A 2,824-nucleotide genomic window follows, 5' to 3' on the forward strand; every position below is an offset into this window, starting at 1 on the left:
GAACAGCCCAATCAAACTCTGCAGCCGTCCTGGAGCACGCGCACGCGCCTGACCGGCGCCGTGCTCGAAAAAGCCGCCGCCCGCCGCGTCGAGACGAACAACAAGAGCGAACATGCCGCACTGATCAGACAGCACGAGGCCGGAATCGAGAAGCTCTTCGCCCGCGAGGGCCTCGCCCACGATCCGCGGCTGCGTGCCGAGCGCCAGGCGATGGAGCAGGAAACCGCCCGTCGTCAGGACGGCTGGAAAGAGCGCCGCGCGGCGCTCAATGCGCAAGGGCACCGCCGAACCCGCGGATTCGAGTTCTAGGCGATGCCCCTGCGATCCTGTTAGGAGAGCGCTCACGCGCTCTCCTCTTCGGTCAGCTTGGGATCGAAGGTCCGCAGGACGATGCGGCCGCTTCCCATCGGGACCAGATCGAGCTGCAGGCTGTAACCTTCGCCGTCCTTGTGATCCCACGCGGCGCCGATCCGGGTCCAGGGGGCCTTCTCGCGATCGGGGACGTGGTAGGCGATCAGGGCCGGTGCTTTCTTCTCTTCTGCGTTATGTGTCTGGGTCTGTGCCATTTTCTTCTCCTGTTGGTTTGTTTCAAGATGACAAGGGCATAGCGGCAGGGCGGCAAAGCCGGAGCGCACCGCCAGGGAAACGGGCCACACGGTCCGGCGCAGCCGGAGTGGTGCGGGCAGCCCGTTGCGCTCCGGCGCGCCCTGCGCATAACCGTAAGGCATTGAAACAAGCCGGCATCAGGAGAAGCCGGCACACAGGGTTCCAGACATCTCGGAGGGGTGAGAGACCGGCCTGCCGCGTAAGCACCGCGATCGCACGGCACCCGCCGACAACCGGAGCGCTGCGTCCTGGACACTCGGTCAGAACAAGGCCAGCTGCTCGGTCTTGCCCGGCACGAAGCTCGCTTCTGGCCCGCACAGTACGTAATAGCGCCCTCCATGCCTGACGCGCATGCCGTGATAAAAGCCCATCGAGTCAGCTCGCGCCGCATCGCCGTTAGCGCAGCGCTCCCGGTAGGTAACTGGCTCACCGTCGAAAACACGCAGATCGCAAAGCCGGTAAGCTCGCGCGGACTGCGTGCCGCCGCAAAACTGCATACCAACGCAGATATATGAACCGCCGCACCAACGAAAGGGCGTGCGCACCGGCTTGCCAAGACCGATCCGGTCGGCGCTGTAGGAAGCGGCGATATCGCCCTCTCCGATCATCCGGTCACGCTTGTGGCACCAGGTTCCGGCCGCAAGGCGCGCTGGGTCTACCGTGAAGGTCTCGCTCATGACGCACCGCCTTCGCGCTCGGCGTCAAAATGAAGCGCCGCCATGCGGGCGCAGCGCCAGTAATCCAGTCCCCGCGCCATGCAGAAGTGCTGAAGATCGGTGACCGCATCCTCGCCGTAGGCAATCGCCTCGCCCCGCGCAAAGCAGGAAGCGGCGATGGCGTGGCGGGCATGTTCGGTGCGCTGCTTACCTGTCATGCCGCACCTCCTGCCGCCTGTTCAGCGGCCATAGCCAGGGCCTGCGGGTTCTCGGTGATCGCCGCCGCATTCCACGCGGCGCGGGCATAGACCGAGAGCACGTGAGCGGGCGCAAAGTGCAGATCGCGCTCTACCGGCAGACCGAACGCGCCGCGCACGGATTCCAGCTCGGATATCCGCACGCTGCCAAGTTCAGGACAGCCCATGCCGAGATCGCATAAGCCAAAGGCAATGTCCGGGTCCTCGGGATCGAGCTCGCTCAGCAGCCAGGTGCAGTTCGCATCGGGTGTGAACAGCTTCACGACCGGCAGGAAGTCCGCGTCGGTGCGGCCCTCTTCGGCCAGGGCGGCCTGAATACGGCCGTTGCGCAAAAGCTGTTCGCGGATGGTAGTGGTCAAGAGTTTCATGATTGTCTCCTTTCGCATCGGGGTTTTCTCAAGACGCGAGAAGAAGAAGCCGGACGGCACAGCCGGCCCGGTCATGCCCAACACGGTCCGCCAAAGCTCTGGCGAAGGCGGAGGGGTGCGGGCGGGGCATTGAGCGGACGGCGCGTCCGGCTATGACGCGTTCATGTTTGAGAAACACCGGCGGGAAGGGAGATGCCTGTCTTGAGCGTCCCCGCGTAGACGGGGATCAGCGGCCCCGGCTCTCACCGTGTTCGCGCACAAACGAAACGGCCTTGCGATCAAGATCAAGTTTGGCGGTACGCCAGCCGGTCGACAACCAGGCCTGCGACTGGCGGCCGGCGCTTGCATCATTGGCCCACCATGCCGAATAGCGGCGCGCGCTGGCCGGCAGGGTAAAGCCGAGTATTCGTTCAATGTCGACAAAGCGCAGACGCAAAAGTCCATTGTCGGCGGTAACCAGATATTGATATAGGGGATCTTACTTGCTCAATGCTCATCCCGATTAAATTTCAATGTGCAAATAATACTGAAATCCTGCCTATGCGGCCAGATAGTTTTACCGCGCACAATTGCTATCGATCAGACCAGAACTCACCGCCGTCGTCGACAGCTCCCTCGCTACCCGCGAACGATATTAGGCTCCGAACCCAATCAGGTTGCTGACTAAGCGCAGTGAACTACCTCTGCGATCACGTTTGCCGTGGCAAAGGGGTCGAGATGAAGAACCTGTTGTAGCTGTCCGAGGCGCAGTGGGCAGCGATCGAGCCGTTCATGCCCGAGAACCAGCCGGGTGCGCGGCGGGTCGACGATCGCCGCGTCATCTCGGGCATCATGCACGTCCTCAAGTCCGGCTGCCGCTGGCAGGACTGCCCTGCGGCCTACGGCCCGCCGACCACGATCTACAACCGCTTTCATCGCCCTCGGCCGTCTGCTGACG

General features: G+C 63.4%; 6 protein-coding genes and 2 pseudogenes. 3 read left to right on the top strand and 5 right to left on the bottom strand.

Features of this window, described 5'->3' with window-relative positions; genetic code table 11:
* Positions 1-309 (top strand): annotated as a pseudogene (locus WA989_RS15775) (hypothetical protein); the annotation flags it as partial.
* Positions 310-341: 32 nt separating this feature from the next.
* Here the strand turns inward: WA989_RS15775 and WA989_RS15780 are convergent.
* The 4 genes from WA989_RS15780 to WA989_RS15795 form a co-directional block, all read right to left on the bottom strand.
* Positions 342-728: a hypothetical protein gene (locus WA989_RS15780; RefSeq protein ID WP_424341436.1), complete on the bottom strand. Its 387-nt coding sequence runs from the start codon at positions 726-728 to the stop codon at positions 342-344.
* A 138-nt stretch (positions 729-866) separates the two neighbouring features.
* Complete coding sequence (locus WA989_RS15785; RefSeq protein WP_424341437.1) at positions 867-1,283, bottom strand: hypothetical protein; 417 nt, start codon at positions 1,281-1,283, stop codon at positions 867-869.
* Entirely contained in the window at positions 1,280-1,480 is a 201-nt protein-coding gene (locus WA989_RS15790) for a hypothetical protein (protein WP_424341438.1), read from the bottom strand. The genes WA989_RS15785 and WA989_RS15790 overlap by 4 nt, the downstream gene beginning before the upstream one ends.
* A complete protein-coding gene (locus tag WA989_RS15795; RefSeq protein WP_424341439.1) occupies positions 1,477-1,887 on the bottom strand; it encodes a DUF2958 domain-containing protein in 411 nt (136 codons plus the stop codon). The genes WA989_RS15790 and WA989_RS15795 overlap by 4 nt, the downstream gene beginning before the upstream one ends.
* On the opposite strand from WA989_RS15795, the gene WA989_RS15800 reads away from it, so the two are divergent.
* Positions 1,886-2,020: a hypothetical protein gene (locus WA989_RS15800; RefSeq protein WP_424341440.1), complete on the top strand. Its 135-nt coding sequence runs from the start codon at positions 1,886-1,888 to the stop codon at positions 2,018-2,020. The genes WA989_RS15795 and WA989_RS15800 overlap by 2 nt on opposite strands.
* Positions 2,021-2,113: 93 nt before the next feature.
* Here WA989_RS15800 and WA989_RS15805 read toward each other — a convergent pair.
* A pseudogene (locus tag WA989_RS15805) lies at positions 2,114-2,350 on the bottom strand (DUF7662 domain-containing protein); the annotation flags it as partial.
* A 272-nt stretch (positions 2,351-2,622) separates the two neighbouring features.
* Between WA989_RS15805 and WA989_RS15810 the strand changes: the two are divergent.
* Positions 2,623-2,824 (top strand): transposase (locus tag WA989_RS15810; protein ID WP_424341441.1); only part of this gene is annotated, 202 nt, incomplete at its 3' end.

This window comes from Henriciella sp., assembly GCF_049649345.1.
Classification (GTDB): Bacteria; Pseudomonadota; Alphaproteobacteria; order Caulobacterales; family Hyphomonadaceae; genus Henriciella.